We start from the raw sequence: 22,817 nt of genomic DNA, 5'->3' as shown, positions 1-22,817 counted from the left end.
CCAGTGCACTTCGCGGCGGAGACGCCGCGGTCGTACCAACGTGAGGACGTCTCGGTGTTCGGTGATGATTTCGGCGGGCCCAACCAGCCCGGAGGCGGCATGCCCGACATGTCGGCCCTCCTGCAGCAGGCCCAGCAGATGCAGGAGCAGCTGCTCGCCGCCAAGGACGAGCTGAGCCGGCTCCAGGTCACGGGCCAGGCCGCCAACGGTCTGGTCAAGGCCACGGTGACCGGCACCGGCGAGCTCGTGTCGGTGGAGATCAAGCCCGAGGCGGTCGATCCCGAGGACACCGAGATGCTCGGTGACATGGTCGTCGCCGCCGTCCGCGACGCCAACGGACAGGCCGAGCAGCTCGCGGCCGAGAAGCTCGGCCCGTTCGCTGGTGGGCTCGGCGGCGAGCCCGGTGGGGGCGCAGCGGGCGCCCTCGGGTTCTGACGCGATGTACGAAGGCGTCGTCCAGGATCTGATCGACGAGCTGGGCCGGCTCCCTGGCATCGGGCCCAAGAGCGCGCAGCGCATCGCGTTCTATCTGCTCGACGCCGATCCGGTCGACGTCCGTCGCTTCGCCGAGGTGCTCACCGAGGTCAAGGACAAGGTGCGGTTCTGCGCGACCTGCGGCAACGTCGCGGAGTCCGAGACCTGCCGGATCTGCGCCGATCCACGTCGCGATCCCGCCATCTTGTGCGTCGTGGAGGAGTCCAAGGACGTCGTCGCGATCGAGCGCACCCGCGAGTTCCGCGGCCGCTACCACGTCCTCGGCGGTGCGATCTCCCCGATCGAGGGTGTCGGTCCCGACGACCTGCGCCTCAAGGAGCTCATGCAGCGGCTGTCCGACGGCGCGATCCAGGAGATCATCCTGGCGACCGACCCCAACCTCGAGGGCGAGGCGACCGCGACCTACCTCACGCGGCTCCTCAAGCCCCTGGGGTTGCGGGTGACGCGTCTGGCCAGTGGACTACCCGTAGGCGGTGACCTCGAGTACGCCGACGAGGTCACGCTCGGGCGTGCCTTCGAAGGGCGTCGCTCGGTCGACTGACACCGGCACCGGAGGGGCGACGTGAGCACGACGAGAGACGACGAGCTGGCCGCGGTCGCTCACGGGTTCGCCGAGGACGTCGATGTGGTGCTGGAGGGCTTTCGCAGCCTGATCGGCATCACCGACGGCGACGAGATGGTGGCCGGTCTGCTCGTCGAGCTCAGCCGGGCGCTCACCGTCGGTGCCCGGATGGCCGCGATGCCGAGGATGGTTCCGCCGGACCGCTACGAGCCCGACAGCGGCCCCGACATCGATCTCGACGACGTCCGGGTCGAGCTGGCCACGGTGCTCGACGGCTTCGACACCTACGTCGAGGTCTTCGACCCCTACGACGATCCCGCCGAACCCTCGGCGTACCGGATCTCCGACGACGTCATCTCCCTGGTCGCCGCGCTCGCGCACGGGATGCAGCACGCCCGCGCGGGCCGTCTGGTCGAGGCGCTGTGGTGGTGGCAGTTCTCGTTCTTCACCTCGTGGGGCGGCGAGACGACCTCGGCGCTGCGGGCACTGCAGTCGGTCGTCGCTCGCGACCGGATCGTCGGCGCCACCCCCGCGATGTCGCCCGAGGAGCCCCCGCTCGACCCGCTCTGAGCCACCGCGGCGGACGCGTGCTCGACGGCTCGTAGAAGGCGGAGCGAGCCGCACGGTCGACCGCTGGGGCGTACGCCTAGGCTCGAAACCATGACGCAGACCGACCCGTACCTGTGGCTCGAAGACGTCGACGGCGAGAAGGCGCTCGACTGGGTCCGCGCCCGCAACGCCGAGACCGCCGAGCGCCTCGAGACCAGTGACGACTTCCGTACGACGGAGAAGCAGATCCTCGAGGTCCTCGACTCCGACGCCAAGATCCCGCCGATCGCGAAGGCGGGCGACTGGTACTACAACTTCTGGCGGGACGCGCAGCACGTCCGCGGGGTCTGGCGCCGTACGACCCTCGCGTCGTACCGGACCGACGACCCGGAGTGGGATGTCGTCCTCGACCTCGACGCGCTCGCCGACGCCGAGGACGAGAACTGGGTCTGGCACGGCGCCGCCGTCCTGCGGACCGGGCCGCTCGCCTTCATGCGCGCGCTGGTCTCGCTGTCGCGCGGCGGCTCCGACGCCGACGTGACGCGGGAGTACGACCTCGCGTCGCGTACGTGGGTCACCGACGGCTTCGTGCGCCCCGAGGCCAAGGGTGACGTGAGCTGGATCGACGAGGACACGGTCTTCGTCGAGACCGACACGGGGCCGGGCTCGATGACGGCGTCCGGCTATCCGCGGATCGCGCGGCGCTGGCGTCGCGGAGAACCGCTCGCGGAGTCCGAGGTGGTCTTCGAGGGCGCCCACGAGGATCTCTCGATCGGCGCCTTCCACGACCGCACGCCCGGTTTCGAGCGCGACTGGGTCGTCCGCGCGACGTCGTTCTACACCGCCGAGCGCTACCTGCTCACCGAAGATGACGGTGAGGTCGTGCTGACCAAGCTCGACGTGCCCGACTCCGCCGAGACCAGCGTCAAGCGCGACCAGATGCTCGTCGAGCTCCGCGACGACTGGACCGTCGACGGACGCACGTACGTCGCTGGATCGCTGCTCGCCCTGGGTTTCAGCAGCTTCCTCGACGGAGCACGCGACTTCACCGTCCTCTACGAGCCGACCGGTGACAGTGCACTCGCGGGTTATGTGTTCACCGCCCACCGGCTGGTGCTCGAGCTGATGACCGACGTACGAAGCCGCCTCGAGATCCTCACCCCGCCCGCCGAGCCGGGTGGTGAGTGGGACCGGGTCGCCGCGCGGCACGTCCCCGAGCTCGGCACGCTGCAGGTCGCACCGGTCGATGCCGACGAGGACGACGCGGTGTGGCTCTACACGACCGACTATCTGACGCCTACCACGCTCTCGCTGCTCGACCTCGGCCCACGGGGCGTCAACGCCCGCCCGGTCCCGCTGAAGGCGATGCCATCGTTCTTCGACGCCGACGGCCTCGTCGTCGAGCAGCACTTCGCCGAGTCCGTCGACGGCACGCGCGTGCCCTACTTCGTGGTCCGCCCGCACGACCTCCCGGACGACGGCTCCGCCCCGACGCTGCTCTACGGCTACGGCGGCTTCGAGATCTCGCTGACTCCCTCGTACTCCGGTGGTCTCGGCCGCGCGTGGCTCGAGCACGGCGGCGTGTATGTCGTGGCGAACATCCGCGGAGGCGGGGAGTACGGCCCGACGTGGCACCAGGCGGCGCTCCGCGACCAGCGCCACCGGGCGTACGAGGACTTCGCTGCGGTGGCGCGAGACCTGGTGGAGCGGAGGATCACCTCGCCGCAGCACCTCGGCGCGATGGGCGGATCCAACGGCGGCCTGCTCGCCGGCAACATGCTCACGCAGTACCCCGAGCTGTTCGGCGCGGTCGTCATCCAGGTGCCGCTGCTGGACATGCAGCGCTACCACCTGCTGCTCGCGGGGGCGTCGTGGATCGCGGAGTACGGCGACCCCGACTCCGCCGACTGGGAGTTCCTCGCCACGTTCTCGCCCTACCACCTCTTCGACGCCGACCGGGCCTATCCGCCGGTGCTCTTCACGACCTCCACGCGTGACGACCGGGTCCATCCCGGCCACGCGCGCAAGATGGCCGCGAAGATGCTGGAGGCCGGCAAAGACGTCACGTACTACGAGAACATCGAGGGCGGGCACGGCGGCGCCGCCAACAACGCGCAGGCCGCGCACATGTCGGCGCTGGCGTACCGGTTCCTCTGGAGCCGCCTGGCCTAGTGCCCGTTGCGTCAGAGCGGCGCGTCGAGACGTGCGAGCTGGTCAGGGCTGAGAGTCAGCCGCACGCCGTCCAACGCTGCGTCGAGCTGGTCCAGCTTGCTGCCGCCGAGCATCGGTCGGATGCCGTGGGCCACCAGCCAGGCGAGCACCACCTGCCCCTTCTGCACACCGACCTCGCCCGCGACCTTCGTGAGCACGTCGAGGCGCGCGGAGCTGCCAGGGTGCTCGAAGATATCGGGGACGGTCTTGTCGGGGTTGTCGTACGCGCCCTCGAGCAACGGTGTGTAGGCCCACACCTCCAGGCCGTGGGAGGTGGCGTAGTCGGACAGCTCGTCGTCGAGCACGCCGAAGGCGTGCATCGCGTTCGGGCGGGTCCCTGGGCGGGGACGGAGGAAGGTCGCGCTCTGCTGGAGGGCGTCGATGGGTACGGCGCCGCTGCTCCGCGCGTGCGCTCGAGCGCGCTCGACGCGCCACGCGGGGTGGTTGGACGCCCCCACCCGGGCGACCGAGCCGTCGGCGGTGAGCTCGGCGAGGGCATCGACGGTCTCCTCGATCGGGACCGTGCGGTCCTCCTTGTGCAGCCAAAGCATGTCGACGCGGTCGACGCCGAGGCGACTCAGGCTTCCTTCGAACGCGTCGCGGACCGCTCGCCGCGAGAGACCGTCGTGCTGCCACGCCGGTGCGCCGGGCCAGCGTGGTTCCGCGCCGACCTTGGTCGCGATCTTGACCCGGTCCCGGACGCCCGGTCTGGCGGCGAGCCATCGCCCGAGGACCGACTCGCTGTCACCGCCGTGTCCTGAGCGGCTCGCCCAGTATGCGTAGCAGTCGGCGGTGTCGAGCCAGACGCCGCCGCGCTCGACGAAGCGGTCGAGCAGGGCGTACGAGGTGTCCTCGTCGATCCGGGTCCCGAACATCATGGTTCCGAGAACGAGGGATGAGATGGTCATGTCGTCGGTCATGCGACCACCGTGCAACCTGGAGCTCGCTCCAGGTCAACCCCCTAGGTGAAGACAACGAGCAAGATCAGTTATCGGCGGCCATCCAATGGGAAGTGGAAGTAGATGCAAGTGCCTGGTCAACACATCAACCCCGAGATCTGCGAAGCAGTCGCCAGGAGCAAGGCGAACGTCGACAGCCGGACGGCATCAGGCGATGCCTGAGCACACCTCCCAGACTCTGGGCGCACCCGCCGCGGAGACTTACACTCCGGCGGAGGCGGCTGAACGTTCCGGCTTCTCGCTCGACACCCTGCGCTACTACGAGCGCGAAGGCATCCTGCCACCTGTCGCCCGCTCGGCGGGCGGGCGGCGCACCTACACCGACGTGGACCTCGCGCGGTTGGGCTTCTTGCGTTGCCTGCGCGACACAGGCATGCCGATCGCGCTGCTGAAACGGTACGGCGAGCTCTCGGTCGACGACTCCACCCTCGCCGAGCGCGCGGCCCTGCTCGAGGACCACGCGACGGCCGTCAGGCAGGAGATCGAAGAGCTGCGCCAGAGAGAACGCCAGCTTGCGGAGAAGATCGCCTGGTACCGCTCGGAGCTCGTACGCTCCGCCGCGCGCGAGCCGTCCTCCTGACTGACAATCGCGGGAGGGCGGACCCGGGGGTGTCATGGCGCAGCAGCAGCAGCCGGACGTGGCGGTAGAAGGCGACAGTCTTTCGTCAGCGAAGGTCTGGGCGATCTTCGGCGGGCTGATGCTCGCGATGTTGCTCGCCGCCCTGGACCAGACGATCGTGTCGACCGCGCTCCCCACGATCGTCCAGGATCTCGGTGGTGCCGAGCACCTGTCCTGGGTCGTGACGGCGTACATGCTCGCGTCGACGGTGACCACGATGCTGTGGGGCAAGCTCGGGGACCTGTACGGCCGCAAGAGCCTCTTCATCACCTGCATCGTGATCTTCCTGGTCGGGTCGGCCCTCGCCGGGACGTCGCAGACGATGGGACAGCTCGTCGCGTGGCGGGCCGTGCAGGGTGCGGGCGGCGGCGGGCTGATGGTGCTGTCGCAGGCGATCATCGGCGACGTCGTGCCCCCGCGGGAGCGCGGCCGCTACCAGGGCGCGTTCGGGGCGGTGTTCGGGGTGGCCAGCGTGGCTGGTCCGCTGCTCGGTGGGTTCTTCGTCGACAACCTCTCCTGGGAGTGGGTCTTCTACATCAACCTTCCGCTCGGCGCCGTCGCGCTGGTGGTCGTGACGGCCGTCCTGCCGCGCATCCGCCCAGATCGCGCCGCGAGCGTCGACTATGCCGGGGTGGTCCTGCTGGGGACGGTGGCCACGGCGATCGTGCTGATCACCAGCCTCGGCGGGTCGACCTGGGCCTGGAGCTCGGTGGAGGTGTGGACCACGGGGGTGATCGGCGTCGTGGCCCTGGGGGCATTCGTGCTCGTGGAGCGTCGAGCGCCGGAGCCGGTCCTGCCGCTGCGGCTCTTCGCGAACCGCACGTTCACGACGACGTCGCTGGTCGGGTTCGTCATCGGCTTCGCGATGTTCGGAGCGATCACCTACCTTCCGCTCTACCTGCAGCAGATCAAGGGCTCGTCACCGACCGAGTCCGGGCTGGAGATGCTGCCGATGATGGTCGGGCTCCTCCTGACCTCGATCGGCAGCGGCCACCTCATCACCAAGACGGGTCGCTACAAGGTGTTCCCCATCCTCGGGACGGCGATCACCGCGCTGGGACTGTTCCTGCTCTCTCTGATGGGCCGGGACACGACCACGCTCGAGTCCTCGGGCAGCATGTTCGTCCTGGGTCTCGGTCTCGGCATGGTCACCCAGGTGCTGGTGCTCGCGGTGCAGAACGCCGTCGCCTACCGCGACCTCGGGACCGCGACCTCGGGAGCCACGTTCTTCCGTACGATCGGCAGCTCCGTGGGTGTCGCCGCGTTCGGTGCGGTTCTCACCCGCTCCCTGGCCGACGCCCTCGGGCGCGACACCCCTGCCGACGCCACCGGACGCTGCTCGGGCGACGTGCTCAAGGAGTCGGCTCTCGGGCTCAGGGAGTGCCCACCGCAGGTGCAGAACTGGTTCCTCGACGGCTACGCGGACGCGATCCACGTCGTCTTCCTCGCCGCCGTACCGGTGGCGCTGCTCGCGTTCCTCCTCGCCTGGCTGATCCCCGAGCTCCCGCTGCGGCGCACGACCGGGGCCCAGGACGTGGGCGGCTCCGCAGGTCAGTCGTTCGCGCTGCCGTCGAGCCGGACCTCGCTCGAAGAGCTCCGGCTCCACCTCTGGCGGCGCGTCGGTCGCCAGGACCCGCTGCGGATCTACCAGGCGCTCGTCGGCGACCTCGATCTCGGGCTCACGCCGGAGGAGTGCTGGATGGTGACGCGTGCGTCTCTCAAGGGACCTCGGTCCATCGCGACCATGGCCGAGCGGTCCGGGCGTCCTCCCGAGGCGGTGCAACGGGTCGCCGACTCCCTCGCGCGACGCGGGTTCGTGACCGTCGACGCCGGCACGGTCACCTCGACCGCCGCGGGAGACGCCGCGGCAGAGGCGATCCGGGCCAGCGAGCGGGAGCGTCTGCAGCACTACATCAAGGGATGGGACCGGGAGCCGGAGATCGATCAGCTGGTCGACCAGCTGACGGAGGACCTGCTCTCGGAGGACCGGTCGACGGTTGACTAACATACGTACGTGTATGTATGTTGCGCGCATGGGGATACGCAACGGCAGGGTCGCCGACGTCGAGCACACCGGGCGGCCGTGGAGGATCCACGACATCGCGCCCGACTTCCGGCTCGAGGACGTCTGGTCCTACCGCACTCCCGGCGCCGGACCAGACGACTTTCCGGTCATGCTCGCCGCCTTGCGTGCCGCCGGCGGGCTCAACGAGAACCCTCCGCTCGTCCGCTTCCTCTTCGCGGTCCGCTGGCGGCTCGGCGCGATGCTCGGTTGGGACTCGTCCGACCAGGGACTCGCCTCTCGGGTCGACACGCTCCGTGACCGGCTCCCGTCGGACCTGATCCAGGAGGCGGCCGGCGACCCGGTCCCCAACACGCCGTTCACGATGGTCTACGAGCTCCCCGACGAGTGCGTCATCGAGCTGGCCAACAAGACCGTCCACGACCTGTGTCACCTTGGCTGGGTGCCGAACGGCGACGGCGAGTACGAGCTGAGGATGGCAGCCCTCGTCAAGCCCAACGGTGTCTTCGGGCGGATCTACATGGTGGCGATCAAGCCGTTCCGCTACCTGATCGTCTATCCCGCCCTGACCCGCAAGTGGGAGCGCGCGTGGCTGGAGCGGGAGCGCCTCGTCGGCCCGACTCCTGCGGCGTCGTGAGCGGGTCCGTCGCGCGGCGTACGCAGGCCGACCGTCGTGAGCGGACTCGGTGGTCCCTGCTCGTCGCGGCGGCGCGGGGCCTGTCCACGTACGGCTACGCCAACCTGGTCCTGGAGCAGGTGGCCAAGGACGCGGGCTACACCCGCGGCGCGCTCTACCACCTCTTCGCCAACAAGGAGGAGCTCGCCCTCGCCGTTGTGGAGTGGGTCGCCGAGACGTGGGACGCGGAGGTGCGACGACCGAGTCTCGACGAGGGCGACCCCCTCGCGGTTCTGCTCACGATGGCCCGGCGCCACGCCGCGTACTGTCGCGGTCACGACCGTGCACGAGTCATGCTCACGCTGCGAGTCGAGCTCACCGGTCAGGACCACCCCGTCGGGCGCGCGATGGAGACGACCTACGACCGGCTCGAGGCCGAGTGCGCCGATCTGGTGCGGGCAGGGCGCCGAGACGGCTCGATCCCGGCCGGACCCCCACCCCGGCTGACGGCCCGGGCCTTCCTGGCGATCTTGGAGTCGGTCGGCATCGAGCTCGCCAGGAGCGCGCCGCACGACGTCGAGTTGGTTGAACGCGCCGTGCAGGGCGTCCTCGGAGTCCCGTCCCCACCCGTGGACTGAGGCTGCCGCGCACGTCCGCGTCACGCCGTACGGCGTCGGAACAGGCGCGCGGAGCACACCGCCGCCCCGACGAGGATCACGCCGCACCACCCGAGAGCCCACCAGCCGTGGTCGCCGATCGGCGTTCCCATCCACAGCCCACGCAGCGTCTCGATCATCGGCGTCATCGGCTGGTTCTCGGCAAACCCGCGCAGCGCGGGCGGCAGCGTGTCCGCGGGCACGAACGCCGTGCTGACGTAGGGCAGGAACGCGAGGACCATCGTGAAAGCGTTCGCGGACTCTGGAGTCCGCGCGATCAGCCCGACTGTCGCGGCGAGCCACGAGATCGCGAGGACGAAGACCGTGAGAGCGCCGATCGCTGCCAGCCATGCGACGGGTCCGCCACTCGGCCGCCACCCGACGAGCAGCGCGACCCCGATGACGAGGGTGGTCGCGACGGCGTTGCGGGCCACGCTGGCGACGACGTGACCCACGATCACCGACCCGGCGGCGATCGGCATCGAACGGAACCGGTCGATGATGCCGTTGGTCATGTCGTGCGCGACCGCAGCGGCCGTCGTTCCCGCCCCGAACCCGGCGCAGAGCAGGATGATCCCGGGCACGACGTAGTCGACGTACGCACCGTCGGTCGACAGGGCGCCCCCGAACACGTAGACGAACAGCAGCATCAGCGCAACCGGCAGAGCCAGTGCGGTGAAGAACGCCTCGGGGTTGCGCAGGGTCGTCACCAGGCTTCGGCGGACCATCACCTGCGAGTCGAGAACGAGGCTGGCGCGGGGGGTCGTGGCGGTGCTCATGGGCGGGCCTCCAGGCTCGGTGCGGTGAGGGTACGGAAGACGTCGTCGAGGCTCGGTGCGTGCATGTCGACCCGGCGTGGGGGTGCGCCCGCGGCCGCGAGCTCGGCGAGCACCCGGCACACCGACTCTGGGGCGGCGTCGGTGGGGACGTCGACGGTGAGGAGGACGGGGTCGGCGGTGACCTCGGGCGTACGCACACTGGCGAGCGCGGTCTCGTAGGTCCGGGCATCGCCGTAGGAGAGTCGCAGGATCTCGCCGGAGACCTGGGCCTTCAGCTCCTCCGGTGTGCCGTCGGCCACGACCCGACCACCGTCCAGGACGGCGACGCGGTCAGCGAGCCGGTCGGCTTCCTCGAGGTGCTGCGTGGTGAGCAGGACCGTCACACCCGTGTCGGCCAGCTCCCGCACCGTCGCCCAGACCTGGTCGCGGCTGCGCGGGTCGAGCCCGGTCGTCGGCTCGTCGAGGAAGAGCAGCGTCGGGGGCACGACCATGCTCATCGCGAGGTCGAGCCGACGCCGCTGGCCGCCGGAGTAGGTCGACGCGCGGCGGTCGGCGATCGCGGTGAGGTCGAAGCGCTCGACCACGTCGTCGACGCGCGCGGCGCTGCCTGGACGGGGCAAGCGCCGCAGGCGCGCCACCATCGTGAGGTTCTCCCGGGCGGTGAGGACCTCGTCCACGGCGGCGTACTGGCCTGTGAGGCTGATGGCGTTGCGGACGGCGTGCGCCTCCCGCGCGACGTCGCGGCCGGCGACGCGGGCGCTGCCGCCGTCGTACCCGATGAGCGTCGCAAGGACCCGCACCAGCGTGGTCTTCCCGGCGCCGTTCGTGCCGAGCAGGGCGAGCACCGTCCCGGTCTCGACAGCCAGGTCGACACCGCGCAGGACGTCGGTGGAGCCGTAGCTCTTGGTGAGGCCTTCGACCTCCACTGTGTATGTCATACGCAAAACGGTATACGTGATACACAGAAGGGGCAAGGCCTTATCGTAAGGCCGACGAGGAGGTCGGATGGCCCAGGACGAGATGCAGCTCCCGGACGAGCTCGCCCTGCTCTGGGGCAGGCGCTCCGGCGGTCGTCGAGGACCACGTCCGGAGCTCGACGCGAGCGCGATCGTCGCCGCGGCCGTCGAGATCGCCGACACCGACGGCCTCAACGCCGTGTCGATGGCGCGCGTCGCCAAGCAGCTCGGATTCTCGACGATGGCGCTCTATCGCCACGTCGCCAACAAGGACGAGCTGCTCTCGCTCATGTGGAACGAGAGCGCGTCCGTGGCGCAGCGGGTCGAGCTGACCGGTGACGGGTGGCGGGAGCGCATGCAGTCGTGGGCCACCCTCCAGCAGCAGATGCTGGCAGACCACCCGTGGCTCGCGCAGATGCCGATGAGCAACCCGCCGATGGGGCCGAGCGCCTTCGCGTGGCTCGAGCGCGGCCTCGACGCGCTGTCCGGCACCCCGCTGTCCGACGGGGAGAAGCTGCAGGCGGTCGGCGCGATCAGCGCGTACTCCCTCGCCGAGGCGCGGATGGCGTACGAGGAGGCGACCGCGGCGGCCCGTCGACGCGCCGCAGGCAAGCCCGTCGTGGCGTTCGAGAACGTGATCGCCGTCCTCGCCGACCCGGAGACCTTCCCGAACCTCGCCCGTCTCGCCGCGACCCTCTCGCCGATGCCTGCCGTCGGCGAGGCCGGCTATGAGGAGTACGGCGAGGCGAGCTTCGGCTTCGGTCTCGACCTCCTCCTCGACGGGATCGCCGCCCTCATCGAGCGCCGCGAAGGTCAGCGCCCCGCGCCGTGAGGCGCCCCGTCCCCGAGACGCGGGAAAACCCGGTGACGTGCCCGGTTAGACTGACGAGGACGCAGCGTGGCGTCCAACCACCAGACTCCGAGGCAGACGAGGAACGTCCGTGGGCATTGTCGTCCAGAAGTACGGCGGCTCGTCGGTGTCCGACGCCGCCAGCATCAAGCGCGTCGCGCAGCGCATCGTCGCCACCAAGAAGGCGGGCAACGACGTCGTCGTGGTCGTCTCCGCGATGGGCGACACGACCGACGAGCTCCTCGACCTCGCCCACGAGGTCTCGCCCCTGCCCGACGGCCGCGAGCTCGACATGCTGCTCACCGCGGGCGAGCGGATCTCGATGGCGCTGCTCGCGATGGCGATCGGCAACCTCGGCCAGCAGGCGCAGTCCTTCACGGGGTCCCAGGCCGGCGTGATCACCGACTCGGCGCACGGCAGGGCCAAGATCATCGACGTCACGCCCGGGAGGATCCGCCGGGCGATCGAGGAGGACGCCGTCGCGATCGTCGCGGGCTTCCAGGGCGTCTCGCACGACAGCAAGAACATCACGACCCTCGGCCGCGGCGGGTCCGACACCACCGCGGTCGCCCTCGCCGCCGCGCTCGAGGCGGACGTCTGCGAGATCTACACCGACGTCGACGGCATCTTCACCGCCGACCCGCGCATCGTCCCCGCAGCCCGCCGCATCCCGGTCATCTCGTACGAGGAGACGCTGGAGATGACGGCCAACGGCGCCAAGATCCTGCACCTGCGCTGCGTCGAGTACGCGCGCCGCAACAACATGCCCATCCACGTCCGCTCGTCCTTCTCCACCAAGCAGGGGACCTGGGTGGTCAGCGCGGAGCGGATGGCGGAGCTGTTGTCCACGGAACTCACGAACGAAGTCGATGGGGAGGCTCCCGTGATGGAGCAAGCGATCATCTCCGGCGTTGCGCACGATCGCAGCGAGGCCAAGATCACCGTCGTCGGGGTCCCCGACAAGGTGGGCGAGGCGGCGCGCATCTTCGAGGTGCTCGCGGAGGCGCAGATCAACCTGGACATGATCGTCCAGAACGTCTCCGCCGCCTCGACGGGCCTGACCGACATCTCCTTCACGCTGCCGCGCGCCGACGGTCAGACCGCGATGACGGCGCTGGCACGGCTCAAGGACGAGGTCGGCTACGCCCAGCTGCAGTACGACGACGGGGTCGGCAAGATCTCGCTCGTCGGCGCGGGGATGCGCACCAACCCCGGCATCTCGGCGCGGTTCTTCAAGGCGATCGCCGATGCCGGCGTCAACATCGAGATGATCTCGACCTCTGAGATCCGGATCTCGGTCGTCGTCAACGAGCAGCAGATCGACGACGCGGTCACCGCCGCGCACCGCGCGTTCGACCTGGACTCCCACGAGGTCGAGGCCGTCGTCTACGGCGGCACCGGTCGCTAGGCACGAGGAGCACACCACCATGGCCCACGGACTGAAGATCGGCGTCGTCGGCGCGACCGGCCAGGTCGGCGGCGTGATGCGCACGCTGCTCCAGGAGCGCGCGTTCCCGATCGACGAGATCCGCTTCTTCGCCTCGGCGCGCTCGGCGGGCACGACACTGTCCTTCGCCGGACGCGACGTCGTCGTCGAGGACACCGCGACCGCCGACCCGACGGGCCTCGACGTGGCCGTGTTCTCGGCCGGTGCCACCATGTCGCGGGTCCAGGCCCCGCGCTTCGCCGCGGCCGGGGTGACGGTCATCGACAACTCGTCGGCCTGGCGCAAGGACCCCGAGGTTCCGCTGGTCGTCTCCGAGGTCAACCCGGAGGCCATCGACCAGGCGGTCAAGGGCATCATCGCCAACCCCAACTGCACCACGATGGCCGCGATGCCGGTGCTGAAGCCGCTGCACGACGAGGCGGGACTGGTGCGCCTCGTGGCCAGCACCTACCAGGCCGTGTCGGGCTCAGGGCTCGGTGGCGTCGAGGAGCTCGCGACGCAGGCCGAGAAGGTCGTCGCCGGTGCTCGCGCGCTGACCTACGACGGCTCGGCGCTGGACTTCCCCGAGCCGCAGAAGTACGTCGCTCCGATCGCGTTCAACGTGCTGCCGATGGCCGGCTCGGTCGTGGACGACGGCAGCGAGGAGACAGACGAGGAGCAGAAGCTGCGCAACGAGTCGCGCAAGATCCTGGGCCTCCCCGACCTGCGCGTGTCCGGCACGTGCGTGCGTGTGCCGGTCTTCACCGGGCACTCCCTGTCGCTCAACGTGGAGTTCGCCGACGCGATCACCCCCGGCCGGGCGCGGGCGCTTCTCGCCGAGGCGCCCGGGGTTCAGCTCGTCGACGTGCCGACACCGCTGCAGGCCGCCGGTGCCGACCCGAGCCTCGTCGGACGGATCCGCCAGGACTCCAGCGTCGACGGTGAGCGCGGTCTCGTGCTCTTCGTCAGCAACGACAACCTGCGCAAGGGTGCGGCGCTCAACACCATCCAAATCGCTGAGCTGATCGCGGCACGCTGACGTGCCGGTCGTCGTCCGGCCTCGCGACCCCAGGGACGTCGACGCGCTCGTGGCGGTGCTGGCGGTCGTGCACGAGCACGACCGCTATCCCATCGTCGGAGCGCACGTCGAGGCCGGGTGGATCCTCGAGCCCGACGGCCCTGCCTGGGTGGCCGAGCTCGACGGAGCGGTGATCGGTCAGGCGGCCCTGCAGTCCGGCGTCGACCAGGTGGCGGCCTCGGCGCTCGGGGTCGGTCCGGCCGAGGCGTTGACGCTCGCCAGGTTCTTCGTGGCCCCCGCCGCGAGAGGCACTGGTGCTGCTCGCTCGTTGCTGGACGCCGTCGAGTCGTACGCCCGCGGGGCTGGACGGCCGCTGGCCCTCGAGGTCGTCGCGCACAACGAGGCGGCGCGGACGCTCTACGCCGGCCGGGGCTGGACCCCTCTCGGGTCGTACGCGGCCCGCTGGTTCGGCGACGACGGGCCGGCATTCGAGGCCCACCGGTTCGTCCTTCCGACTGTGGGCGCACCGCGGCCCGGCGATGTGGAACGATCGGGCACGTGAGCGAGATCAGTCCGACCGGAGATCCCTGGAGCCGCTTCTCCCGAGATCCGCGTGACCCTGCGGTCTCGGCCCTGCGCACCGGTGACGTCGACCGCGCCGTCCTGACCGACGTCCTCGGCGAGGCCTTCTCCGACGGACGGCTCACCCGTGAGGAGTACGACGAGCGTGCGGACGAGGCAGTCCGGGCGCGTACGTACGGTGACTTCCTCCCGCTGATGCAGGACCTCGTTCCCACCAGCGGAGCGGCGGCACCACCGGTGCGCCGCGGCGACAGCCCGGACCTCCAGCGTGCCGCCGTGAACGCGTACGAGCGCAAGCGTCGTGACTCGTGGGTCGAGTCCGTGACGATCACCTTGATCTGCACCGGCATCTGGCTGGCGATCAGCCTCGCCGGCGGTGGGTTCGATCCGCACTTCCCGTGGCCGATCATCGTCGCGGTGATCGCGTTCGCCGACTCCATCGAGACGACGGCGAGCCGGGAGAAATACATCGAGAAGGAGCGCGCGAAGCTCGAGCGCAAGGCGCGCAAGCAGGAGCGCAAGGAGCTTCCGGGCTCCTGATCGGGTGCCTGTGCCTCACACCGACGCTGACGCGTCGACCCGCGTACGGAGCAGGTCCAGCGCCCGCTGCGGACGGTCGGTGATGATGCCCTCGACCCCGGCATCGGCCGCCCGCAGGATCGCCGCCGGCGCGTTGGCCGTCCAGACGTAGGTCTCGAGCCCCGCGAGCTGGGCACGACGGACGTACGCCGAGTTGACCGCTCCGTGCCAGGGGTTGACCGCGTCAGCCCAGGCCTCGAGCCTGGGCTGACGGGGCGTGGAGTGGACCAGGAGCCCGCGCGGGACCTCCGGAAGCAGGCGCCCGAGCTCCCGGAGCGCTGGTGCGTGGAAGCTCTGCGCCGTCACCGACACCCCGGGCGAGAAGCAGCGCAGGACCTCCGCGACCGCGCCGACGAGCCGGGGTTGCGTCTCGGGGTTCTTGATCTCGACGAGGAGCGCGACGCCGGTGGCGCGGAGCGCGTCGAGCGCCTGCTCCAGCGTCGGGACCGGCTCTCCGGCGAACGCGGCACCGCGCCCGGAGCCTGCGTCGAGGCGCCCTACCTCGTCGTCGGTGAAGGTCCAGACGGGGTCGTGGGCGCGACCGGGGTGGCGCCGAGCGACGTCGGTGGTGCGCGCGAGCGTCGGGTCGTGGACGACGACGGGCGTGCCGTCCCGGGTGGACTGGACGTCGATCTCGACCGCGTCGACGCCGATCGCCACTGCTGCGGCGACAGCGGCGAGCGTGTTCTCCGGCGCGACGGCGTGGGCGCCCCGGTGGGCGACCACGCGCGGGCGACGCATCGTGGTGATCTGCTCGTTCATGCTGCGAGCGTCGTCCGGACCGATGGAGCGCGAGCGAGAACGAGGTGGACACGGGGTGAACGGACGCTGAGGTGTTGTCCGAGTTGGCGGCGTAGGATACGAACATGCGTTCGATCGATGCTGTGGTGGGAGGGCAGTGAACGGCGACGCCACCATCCTCCACGCCGACCTCGACTCGTTCTTCGCGTCGGTCGAGCAGCGCGACGACCCTTCCCTCCGCGGCCGGCCGGTCCTCGTCGGCGGGGGTGTGGTGGTCGCCGCGAGCTACGAGGCCAAGGCGTACGGCGTGCGGACACCGATGGGCATCGTCGAGGCCAAGTCCCTGTGCCCGGGCGCGATCGTGGCGTCGCCACGCTTCGAGGCGTACTCGGCCGCCAGCAAGGCCGTCTTCGAGCTGTTCCGCGACACCACCCCGCTGGTCGACCCGATCTCGATCGACGAGGCGTTCCTCGAGGTCGGTGGGCTGGCGCGGCTCGTCGGGTCACCGGAGTCGATCGGGGCTCGGCTGCGCGCACGGGTCCGCGACGAGGTCGGGCTGCCGATCACGGTCGGGATCGCGCGCACCAAGTTCCTCGCCAAGATCGCCAGCGCCCACGCCAAGCCCGACGGCTTGCTCGTCGTGCCGGTCGACGGTGAGCAGGCGTTCCTGCATCCGCTGCCGGTCGAGCGGATGTGGGGGGTCGGGGCCAAGACCGGCGCGAAGCTGCGGGCCCGCGGCATCGAGCGGATCGGAGAGCTCGCGGCAGTGCCGCCGCACGCGCTGTCGGCGTACGTCGGTCGGGCGGCGGCGTACCATCTGCACGCCCTCGCCAACGGGCAGGACCCGCGTCCCGTCGAGACAGGGAGACGACGACGATCAGTCGGGGCGCAGCGTGCGCTGGGACGGCGGCCGAAGTCCATGTCCGACATCGACGCGGCGCTCGCGGGTCTCGTCGACCGCGTAGCGCGACGGATGCGCAAAGCGGAGCGAGAGGGGCGGACGGTCACGTTGCGGCTTCGCTTCGACGACTTCACGCGCGCGACCCGCTCGCACACGCTTCCTCGACCGACCGCGCGGACCGAGCGGCTGCTGCTCGTGGCGCGGTCGCTGCTCGACGTGGCTGCGCCGATGATCGCCGAGCGTGGGTGCACGCTGGTCGGCGTGGCCGTGAGCGGGTTCGATGCCGACACGGGCGTCCAGCTCGAGCTGCCGTTCGGGGAGCCCGACACGGCGACGCTCGATCTGGCGCTCGACGACGTGCGGGAGCGGTACGGCTCGTCGGCGGTCCTGCGGGGCTCGCTCGTACGGCGCGGCGAAGGCCTCGCGATGCCGACCCTCCCCGACTGACCCCTCCCTTCCTCCGCTCGCGGGTCACCTTCTTCCGCTCGCGGGTCACTCTCATGCGCTCGCGGGTCACCGTCGGGTGTTCCCGGGTCACCGTCGTGCGCTCGCGGGTCACTGTCGTGCGCTCGCGGGTCACCGGGACTGACCCGCGACCGCCAGGGATCGACCCGCGGGCGCCAGCGACTGACCCGCGGGCGCCAGGGACTGACCCGCGGGCGCCAGGGACTGACCCGCGGGCGCCAGGGACTGACCCGCGGGCGGACGAGAGTGACCCGCGAGCGGAAGGGCGGGGTCAGGCGTCGCCGCGCAGGCCTTCGTACGCCTCGAGGGTCTCCGGGTTCTGCAGGGCACCGCGGGCGGCCGCGTCGTCGATCGCCGTCCCGCGCAGGATCTTCTTGACCGGCACCTCGAGCTTCTTGCCCGACAGCGTGCGCGGCACCCCGGGCACCTGGTGGATCACGTCCGGCACGTGCCGCGGCGACAGCTGCGAACGCAGGGCGCCGGCGATGGTGCGCTGCATCGCCTCGTCCAGCTCCAATCCCTCGGCCAGTACGACGAAGAGCAGCAGCTCCCCGGCACCACCCTCGGCGTCCTCCAGGTGTACGACGAGACTGTCGGTGACCTCGTCCAAGCCCTCGACCACGGAGTAGAACTCGGCCGTCCCGAGGCGCACCCCGCCGCGGTTGAGGGTCGCGTCGCTGCGCCCCGTGATCGTGCACGAGCCGTCGGCGCGGATCGTGATCCAGTCACCGTGACGCCAGACGCCGGGGAAGTCCTCGAAGTACGCGGCGTGGTAGCGCGACCCGTCGTCGTCACCCCAGAACCCGAGGGGCATGGACGGCATCGGCTCGGTGATCACGAGCTCCCCGAGCTCGTCGACGACCGGGCGGCCGTCGATGTCGTACGCGGCGATGGCGACGCCAAGGTTGGGCCCGGAGATCTCGCCGGCATACACGGGGAGCATCGGGTTGGCGCCCACGAACCCGGTGCACACGTCCGTGCCGCCGGAGAGCGAGCCGAGGTGGACGTCGCCCCCGACCGCCTCGTACACCCACCGGAACCCCTCGACTGGAAGAGGCGCGCCCGTCGACCCGACACCGCGCAGACGCGACAGGTCGGCGACGTCCTTCGGCACCAGCCCCTCCTTGCGGCACTGGAGCAGGAACGGCGCGCTCGTCCCGAAGTAGGTGATGCCGAGCTCGTCGCTCATCCGCCACAACGACCCGAGGTCGGGGTGCGCGAGGTTGCCGTCGTACATCACGACGGTCGCGCCCGACAGCAGCCCCGAGACGAGCAGGTTCCACATCATCCAGCCGGTGGTGGAGAACCAGAAGAAGACGTCCTCCGGGCCGAGGCCGAGCTCGAGCGCCACGGACTTCGTGTGCTCGACGGTGATGCCGCCGTGGCCGTGGACGATCGGCTTGGGCAGTCCGGTCGTGCCGGACGAGAACAGCAGATAGAGCGGGTGGTCGAACGGCACGCGGTCGAACGCGAGCTCGGCGGGCTCCGCCACCAGGTCCGCCCACGTCACGGAGTCGGCGGGTGCCGCCGCCTCCGGGTCGAGGTACGGCAGCCACACCGTAGCGCGCAACGACGGCAGCGCCGCCCGGATCGCGGCGACCTCGTCGCGCCGGTCGACCGCCTTCGTGCCGTAGCGGTAGCCGTCGACCGCGAGCATCACGGTCGGCTCGATCTGCCCCCAGCGGTCGATCACGCTCCGCGTCCCGAACTCGGGTGCGCACGACGAGAAGATCGCGCCGAGGCTCGCTGCGGCGAGCAGCAGGACGAGCGTCTCGGGCACGTTGGGGGCGTACGCCACCACCCTGTCGCCGCGGGTGATCCCGAGGCGTACGAGGCCCGCTCGTGCCCGAGCGACCGCGTCTCTCAGCTCGGCCGCCGTGTACGTCACGTCGTCGCGCGACTGCGACCGTGCGACCACGACGACATCGTCGTCGGCCCGTCCGGGCATCTGCAGCATGGCCTCGGCGTAGTTCAGCGCGACGCCGGGGAACCACGTACGGCCAGGCACCGGCGGCGCGCCGCCGTCGGCGGGCACGAGCGCGACGGCCGGGTCATCCTCCGCGCCGTCGACCGTCCCGGGGATCGCGAAGTACGTCCAGATCGAACGCCAGAACGCGTCCTGGTCGTCGACCGACCAGGCGTGCAGGGCGCGGGCGTCGGCGAGCGGCGGACCTCCGTGGGACTCGGCCCAGTCCATGAAGGCGCCGATGCGCGTCGTACGGCGTGCGTCGGGCGCGGGCTCCCAGAGGACCTCGTGCGTCACCTGCGGTGTGAACATGGCGACACCCTAGACGGCGTGGAGCACGGCCTCCCATGCGTGTCACGGCTCGACGACGGCGAACCTCGGGTCGGGCTCGTCGGTCAGCCCGATGATCGTGGTGAGCACCGACATGTCACCGTCCGCACCGACGCCGTCGAGCGAGCCCGACCCCAGCAGGCCGAGCAGCTGCGGACGGGTGAGGCGGAGGGTCAGGTCGGCGGCGGCGTCGCGGGTGGTCGGGATGTGGACGCGCGCACCGTTCGAGAGCTCCATCCGGTACGCCTCGCCCGAGTCGGTGAAAAGCCACGTGATGCTCCCGGTCACGCCCGCAGCCTTCGCCCCGTCGAGCCGGATGGCGATGGTGTCGAACAGCTGGGTCGTCGTCAACGCGCTCACCATCCCCGAGGCCGCGAAGGAGGCGGTCGGGCTACCTCCGCGGAGCTCGTGCGCGCCGGTGAGGAAGCAGTTGCGCCACGTCGCGTTCTCGGCACCGAGACCCAGCGACTCGAGGACCTCCGCCAACGCCTCGCGGGCCCGCGCGTTGCCCGGCTCGGCGAAGACGGCGTGACTGCCCAGCTCGGCGGCGAAGCGGAGGTCTCCCGCATCCGCGTAGCGTCGGACCGCGTCCACCACGGCGTCGACACCGCCGAGGAGCTCGACGTAGCGGTCGGCCCGGTTCTCCGGCGTGTGCTCCCACAGGTGTGCGGGATTGCCGTCGTACCAGCCGAGGTAGCGCTGGAGGACCGCCTTGACGTTGTGGCTCAGTGACCCGTAGTAGCCGCGCGTGCTCCACCGTTGTGCCAGGGAGTCGGGAAGGTCGAGCATCTCGGCGATCTCGCTGCCGACGTAGCCCTGGTTCATGAGGCGCAGCGTCTGGTCGTGCATGTACGCGTAGAGGTCCCGCTGCTCGGTCAGGAAGGCGATGACCTCGTCGGTCCCCCACGTGGGCCAGTGGTGCGACGAGAACACCACGTCGGAGTCGTGCGCGAACAGCTCGATCGACTCCGCGAGGTAACGCGACCAGATACGCGAGTCGCGGACCTGGGCGCCGCGCAGTGTGAGCAGGTTGTGCATCGTGTGGCACGCGTTCTCCGCCATGCAGAGCACCCGCTCGTCGGGGAAGAAGACGTTCATCTCCGCCGGCGACTCCGTCCCCGGCGTCAGCTGGAAGACGATCCGGACACCGTCGAGGGTCTCCTCCTGGCCGGTGTGCGTGATGTCGACCGTCGGCGGAAGGAGCCCGACCGTCCCCGCCGACGTGCGCGGGCCGAGACCGATGCCGACGGCCCCGGTCACCGAGGCGTCGAGCGGGTGTCCGTCGTAGTAGTAGCCACGCCGCAGCATGGCAACCCCGGCGTACACGTTCTCCGACACCGCGTGCTCGAGGAAGTGCTCCGGCGCGAGGATCGGGACGTCGGTGGACGCGTCGACGACGCCGAGCACGCCGCCGAAGTGGTCGATGTGGGCATGGGTGTAGATCACCGCCGTCACCGCGCGGTCACCTCGGTGCTCCCGGTAGAGGGCGAGTGCAGCGGCGGCGGTCTCGGCGCTGACGAGAGGGTCGATGACGATGACGCCCGCGTTCCCCTCCACCAACGTCATGTTCGAGATGTCGAACCCGCGGACCTGAAAGAAGCCTGGGGCGACCTCGTACAGGCCGTGGCGCGACGTCAGCTTCGCCTGGCGCCACAGGCTCGGGTGAACGTCGTCCGGCGCGTCTCCCGACACGAATGCCAGCGCGTCGGCGTCGAAGACGACCGTCCCGGTGGCGGAGGTGATCGTCGCCGGCGAGATCGTTCCGACGAATCCCCGGTCGGCGTTGGCGAAGTCTGGGTGGTCCTCGGAGTACGACACGGCCATGGGAGTCTCCGTCTGGTGGCGCGGTCAGCGACCTCTCCACCATCGTCGGTGCCCTGGTCGTGCGCATCTCCCGGCCGACGGGCCGGGAGACGACGAAACCCCAGATCCGGCGGGGATCTGGGGCTCATGCTGTCGGGGTGACAGGATTTGAACCTGCGGCCTCGTCGTCCCGAACGACGCGCGCTACCAAGCTGCGCCACACCCCGTGGCTCCTCGTACGTGGTACGAGCAGAACCTCTCCGCGAGTGGGCCCGCGCTCAGTTCCTCGGAGAGTCTACCGGACGCATCCGGAGCACCGTCGCCTCGGGTCGGCACGCGAAGCGCACGGGCGCGTACGGCGATGTGCCGCAGCCGGCCGAGACGTGGAGCCACGAGGAGTCGTGGCCTGCGGTCCGGTGCTGGTGGAGGCCGCGGGCACGCCGACGGTCGATGTCGCAGTTGGTCACGAGCGCGCCGAAGCCGGGCACACGGAGCTGGCCACCGTGGGTGTGCCCGGCGAGGATCAGCGGGTATCCCTGGACATTGAACGCGTCGATGGCCCGCAGGTACGGGGCGTGGACGACGGCGATCGCGAGGTCCGCCGACGGGTCGGCCGTCGTCGGGATCGCCTCCAGGTCGTCACGGTCGACGTGGGGGTCGTCGAGCCCCGCGAACGACAGCGAGAGCCCGCGGACGTCGAGCTTGCCGGTCGCGTTGTTGAGGTCGATCCACCCGGCCTCGCTGAAGGCGGTCCGCATCTCCTCGTACGGGAGGTCGGCGGTGCGGCGGCGTACGCCTGACGGCCCCATGAGATAGCCCGCCGGGTTCTTGAGCGTCGGCGAGTAGTAGTCGTTGGAGCCGAAGACGAACACTCCTGGGACACCGAGCAGGTCGTTGTAGGCCTGGAGGACGGCGGGCAGCGCCTCGAGGTGTGCGAGGTTGTCGCCGGTGTTGACGACGAGGTCGGGCTCGTACTCGACCAGGCTGCGCAGCCACCGCTGCTTGCGCGACTGTCCTGGGGTCATGTGGACGTCGGAGATCTGGAGCACCGTGAGCGGACGCGCCTCAGCCGGCAGGACGGGCAGGTCGATCTCGCGGACCACGAAGGCGTTGCGCTCGTAGAGGGACGCGTACGCGAGGGCGCCGGTGCCGGCAGCCGTCGTGGCCAGGAGGGTCTTCGTCAGGGGATGCACGCCTGCAAGCGTGCCACAGGGACGGCTGGGGAATCGGCGTGCCGGGGTGTGAAGCCCTGAGCGATGATGACCTCATGAGCGATCTCAAGGACCGACTGCGCACCGACCTGACCGCGGCGATGAAGGAGCGTGACTCGCTCCGGGCGTCGACGCTGCGCATGGTGCTGTCGGCCATCAGCCGGGCCGAGACCGCCGGCAAGCAGGCCAAGGAGCTCTCCGACGCCGAGGTCCAGTCCGTGATCACGTCGGAGTCCAAGAAGCGGCGGGAGGCCGCCGAGGCCTACGAGTCCGGGAACCGTCCCGAGCTGGCGCAGAAGGAGCAGGACGAGGCCGCGATCCTTGCCGACTACCTGCCCGAGCCGCTCGGCGCCGACGAGGTGAGCGCGCTCGTCTCCGAGGCGATCACCGAGGCCGGCGTCGCCGGCGAGGGGATGCGCGGCATGGGCAAGGTCATGGGGCTGCTCAAGCCGCGTACGGAGGGCCGGGTCGACGGCGCCGCGCTGGCCGCGGAGGTCCGGACGCAGCTGGGCGCCTGACC

The 22,817-nt window shown here is 70.6% G+C and carries 22 protein-coding genes and 1 tRNA gene; 15 read left to right on the top strand and 8 right to left on the bottom strand.

From position 1 onward, the window contains the following. Window positions 1–3: 3 nt before the first annotated feature. The 4 genes from KV097_RS16080 (at window position 4) to KV097_RS16065 (ending at window position 3,778) form a co-directional block, all read left to right on the top strand. Complete coding sequence (locus tag KV097_RS16080; protein WP_308289465.1) at window positions 4–435, top strand: YbaB/EbfC family nucleoid-associated protein; 432 nt, start codon at window positions 4–6, stop codon at window positions 433–435. Window positions 436–439: 4 nt separating this feature from the next. Beyond that, window positions 440–1,036, top strand: a complete 597-nt coding sequence (gene recR, locus KV097_RS16075) for a recombination mediator RecR (RefSeq protein WP_220366426.1) — start codon at window positions 440–442, stop codon at window positions 1,034–1,036. Window positions 1,037–1,057: 21 nt separating this feature from the next. Beyond that, entirely contained in the window at window positions 1,058–1,627 is a 570-nt protein-coding gene (locus KV097_RS16070) for a DUF5063 domain-containing protein (RefSeq protein ID WP_220345872.1), read from the top strand. 90 nt (window positions 1,628–1,717) lie between these two features. Then, entirely contained in the window at window positions 1,718–3,778 is a 2,061-nt protein-coding gene (locus KV097_RS16065) for a prolyl oligopeptidase family protein (RefSeq protein WP_220366425.1), read from the top strand. 11 nt (window positions 3,779–3,789) lie between these two features. On the opposite strand, the gene KV097_RS16060 is transcribed toward KV097_RS16065, so the two are convergent. Next, window positions 3,790–4,737: an aldo/keto reductase gene (locus KV097_RS16060; protein WP_255559670.1), complete on the bottom strand. Its 948-nt coding sequence runs from the start codon at window positions 4,735–4,737 to the stop codon at window positions 3,790–3,792. Window positions 4,738–4,930: 193 nt separating this feature from the next. On the opposite strand from KV097_RS16060, the gene KV097_RS16055 reads away from it, so the two are divergent. Genes KV097_RS16055 through KV097_RS16040 form a run of 4 tightly spaced genes read left to right on the top strand, consistent with a single transcriptional unit; the run spans window position 4,931 to window position 8,672 of the window. Next, window positions 4,931–5,356 (top strand): MerR family transcriptional regulator, encoded by a 426-nt coding sequence (locus KV097_RS16055; RefSeq protein WP_220366424.1) that lies wholly within the window; start codon window positions 4,931–4,933, stop codon window positions 5,354–5,356. Between the two features lie 34 nt (window positions 5,357–5,390). Continuing rightward, window positions 5,391–7,400, top strand: coding sequence for an MDR family MFS transporter (locus KV097_RS16050; protein ID WP_220366423.1), 2,010 nt, complete (start codon window positions 5,391–5,393; stop codon window positions 7,398–7,400). A gap of 28 nt (window positions 7,401–7,428) precedes the next feature. Next, window positions 7,429–8,055, top strand: coding sequence for a DUF2867 domain-containing protein (locus KV097_RS16045; protein WP_220366422.1), 627 nt, complete (start codon window positions 7,429–7,431; stop codon window positions 8,053–8,055). Further along, window positions 8,052–8,672 carry a TetR/AcrR family transcriptional regulator gene (locus tag KV097_RS16040; protein ID WP_220343121.1) on the top strand — a complete coding sequence of 207 codons (621 nt, stop codon included), beginning with the start codon at window positions 8,052–8,054 and terminating at the stop codon, window positions 8,670–8,672. The genes KV097_RS16045 and KV097_RS16040 overlap by 4 nt, the downstream gene beginning before the upstream one ends. Window positions 8,673–8,692: 20 nt before the next feature. On the opposite strand, the gene KV097_RS16035 is transcribed toward KV097_RS16040, so the two are convergent. Together KV097_RS16035 and KV097_RS16030 are read right to left on the bottom strand one after the other, a co-directional pair. Then, entirely contained in the window at window positions 8,693–9,469 is a 777-nt protein-coding gene (locus tag KV097_RS16035) for an ABC transporter permease (protein ID WP_220345876.1), read from the bottom strand. After that, window positions 9,466–10,407: an ATP-binding cassette domain-containing protein gene (locus KV097_RS16030; RefSeq protein WP_220366421.1), complete on the bottom strand. Its 942-nt coding sequence runs from the start codon at window positions 10,405–10,407 to the stop codon at window positions 9,466–9,468. The genes KV097_RS16035 and KV097_RS16030 overlap by 4 nt, the downstream gene beginning before the upstream one ends. 67 nt (window positions 10,408–10,474) lie before the next feature. Here KV097_RS16030 and KV097_RS16025 point away from each other — a divergent pair, with 67 nt between their 5' ends. The 5 genes from KV097_RS16025 to KV097_RS16005 all read left to right on the top strand — a co-directional run bounded on the left by KV097_RS16025 (window position 10,475) and on the right by KV097_RS16005 (window position 14,841). Then, window positions 10,475–11,257: a TetR/AcrR family transcriptional regulator gene (locus KV097_RS16025; protein ID WP_220366420.1), complete on the top strand. Its 783-nt coding sequence runs from the start codon at window positions 10,475–10,477 to the stop codon at window positions 11,255–11,257. Between the two features lie 109 nt (window positions 11,258–11,366). Then, window positions 11,367–12,683 (top strand): aspartate kinase, encoded by a 1,317-nt coding sequence (locus KV097_RS16020; RefSeq protein WP_220343125.1) that lies wholly within the window; start codon window positions 11,367–11,369, stop codon window positions 12,681–12,683. A 19-nt stretch (window positions 12,684–12,702) separates the two neighbouring features. Continuing rightward, entirely contained in the window at window positions 12,703–13,740 is a 1,038-nt protein-coding gene (locus KV097_RS16015) for an aspartate-semialdehyde dehydrogenase (RefSeq protein ID WP_220366419.1), read from the top strand. A gap of 1 nt (window position 13,741) precedes the next feature. Continuing rightward, window positions 13,742–14,281 carry a GNAT family N-acetyltransferase gene (locus KV097_RS16010; RefSeq protein WP_220366418.1) on the top strand — a complete coding sequence of 180 codons (540 nt, stop codon included), beginning with the start codon at window positions 13,742–13,744 and terminating at the stop codon, window positions 14,279–14,281. Then, on the top strand, window positions 14,278–14,841 hold the full coding sequence (locus KV097_RS16005) for a DUF1707 domain-containing protein (protein ID WP_220366417.1): 564 nt from the start codon (window positions 14,278–14,280) through the stop codon (window positions 14,839–14,841). Before KV097_RS16010 ends, KV097_RS16005 begins: the two co-directional genes overlap by 4 nt. A gap of 15 nt (window positions 14,842–14,856) precedes the next feature. Here KV097_RS16005 and KV097_RS16000 read toward each other — a convergent pair whose 3' ends face one another. Further along, entirely contained in the window at window positions 14,857–15,642 is a 786-nt protein-coding gene (locus KV097_RS16000; protein ID WP_220366416.1) for a glycerophosphodiester phosphodiesterase family protein, read from the bottom strand. Window positions 15,643–15,778: 136 nt separating this feature from the next. On the opposite strand from KV097_RS16000, the gene dinB reads away from it, so the two are divergent. Further along, window positions 15,779–16,969 (top strand): DNA polymerase IV, encoded by a 1,191-nt coding sequence (dinB, locus tag KV097_RS15995; RefSeq protein ID WP_220366415.1) that lies wholly within the window; start codon window positions 15,779–15,781, stop codon window positions 16,967–16,969. A 289-nt stretch (window positions 16,970–17,258) separates the two neighbouring features. Here the strand turns inward: dinB and KV097_RS15990 are convergent, their stop codons facing one another. The 4 genes from KV097_RS15990 to KV097_RS15975 all read right to left on the bottom strand — a co-directional run bounded on the left by KV097_RS15990 (window position 17,259) and on the right by KV097_RS15975 (window position 22,279). Continuing rightward, window positions 17,259–19,265 carry an acetoacetate--CoA ligase gene (locus tag KV097_RS15990; protein WP_220366414.1) on the bottom strand — a complete coding sequence of 669 codons (2,007 nt, stop codon included), beginning with the start codon at window positions 19,263–19,265 and terminating at the stop codon, window positions 17,259–17,261. A gap of 42 nt (window positions 19,266–19,307) precedes the next feature. After that, window positions 19,308–21,107, bottom strand: coding sequence for an alkyl/aryl-sulfatase (locus tag KV097_RS15985; RefSeq protein WP_220366413.1), 1,800 nt, complete (start codon window positions 21,105–21,107; stop codon window positions 19,308–19,310). A 132-nt stretch (window positions 21,108–21,239) separates the two neighbouring features. Beyond that, window positions 21,240–21,313 (bottom strand) — tRNA-Pro (locus KV097_RS15980). A 51-nt stretch (window positions 21,314–21,364) separates the two neighbouring features. Next, complete coding sequence (locus KV097_RS15975) at window positions 21,365–22,279, bottom strand: metallophosphoesterase (protein WP_220343133.1); 915 nt, start codon at window positions 22,277–22,279, stop codon at window positions 21,365–21,367. A gap of 74 nt (window positions 22,280–22,353) precedes the next feature. Here KV097_RS15975 and KV097_RS15970 point away from each other — a divergent pair, with 74 nt between their 5' ends. Then, the gene (locus tag KV097_RS15970) at window positions 22,354–22,815 is read left to right on the top strand and encodes a GatB/YqeY domain-containing protein (protein ID WP_220366412.1); all 462 of its coding nucleotides are present in this window, start codon (window positions 22,354–22,356) and stop codon (window positions 22,813–22,815) included. Window positions 22,816–22,817: the final 2 nt, after the last annotated feature.

This window comes from Mumia sp. zg.B17 (assembly GCF_019550915.1).
GTDB lineage: Bacteria > Actinomycetota > Actinomycetes > Propionibacteriales > Nocardioidaceae > Mumia.
Note: the sequence above shows the minus strand (reverse complement) of the source record. Positions and strands in the feature narration are given on the sequence as shown.

What these genes read in the sequence shown, in the direction of transcription:
- KV097_RS16060 (WP_255559670.1), bottom strand. Translation starts at nt 4,737, where the DNA reads ATGACCGACGACATGACCATCTCATCCCTCGTTCTCGGAACCATGATG.
- KV097_RS16065 (WP_220366425.1), top strand. Translation starts at nt 1,718, where the DNA reads ATGACGCAGACCGACCCGTACCTGTGGCTCGAAGACGTCGACGGCGAG.
- KV097_RS15970 (WP_220366412.1), top strand. Translation starts at nt 22,354, where the DNA reads ATGAGCGATCTCAAGGACCGACTGCGCACCGACCTGACCGCGGCGATG.
- KV097_RS16000 (WP_220366416.1), bottom strand. Translation starts at nt 15,642, where the DNA reads ATGAACGAGCAGATCACCACGATGCGTCGCCCGCGCGTGGTCGCCCAC.
- KV097_RS16015 (WP_220366419.1), top strand. Translation starts at nt 12,703, where the DNA reads ATGGCCCACGGACTGAAGATCGGCGTCGTCGGCGCGACCGGCCAGGTC.
- recR (WP_220366426.1), top strand. Translation starts at nt 440, where the DNA reads ATGTACGAAGGCGTCGTCCAGGATCTGATCGACGAGCTGGGCCGGCTC.
- KV097_RS16035 (WP_220345876.1), bottom strand. Translation starts at nt 9,469, where the DNA reads ATGAGCACCGCCACGACCCCCCGCGCCAGCCTCGTTCTCGACTCGCAG.
- KV097_RS16025 (WP_220366420.1), top strand. Translation starts at nt 10,475, where the DNA reads ATGGCCCAGGACGAGATGCAGCTCCCGGACGAGCTCGCCCTGCTCTGG.
- KV097_RS15990 (WP_220366414.1), bottom strand. Translation starts at nt 19,265, where the DNA reads ATGTTCACACCGCAGGTGACGCACGAGGTCCTCTGGGAGCCCGCGCCC.
- KV097_RS15985 (WP_220366413.1), bottom strand. Translation starts at nt 21,107, where the DNA reads ATGGCCGTGTCGTACTCCGAGGACCACCCAGACTTCGCCAACGCCGAC.
- KV097_RS16055 (WP_220366424.1), top strand. Translation starts at nt 4,931, where the DNA reads ATGCCTGAGCACACCTCCCAGACTCTGGGCGCACCCGCCGCGGAGACT.
- KV097_RS16045 (WP_220366422.1), top strand. Translation starts at nt 7,429, where the DNA reads ATGGGGATACGCAACGGCAGGGTCGCCGACGTCGAGCACACCGGGCGG.
- KV097_RS16030 (WP_220366421.1), bottom strand. Translation starts at nt 10,407, where the DNA reads ATGACATACACAGTGGAGGTCGAAGGCCTCACCAAGAGCTACGGCTCC.
- KV097_RS16050 (WP_220366423.1), top strand. Translation starts at nt 5,391, where the DNA reads ATGGCGCAGCAGCAGCAGCCGGACGTGGCGGTAGAAGGCGACAGTCTT.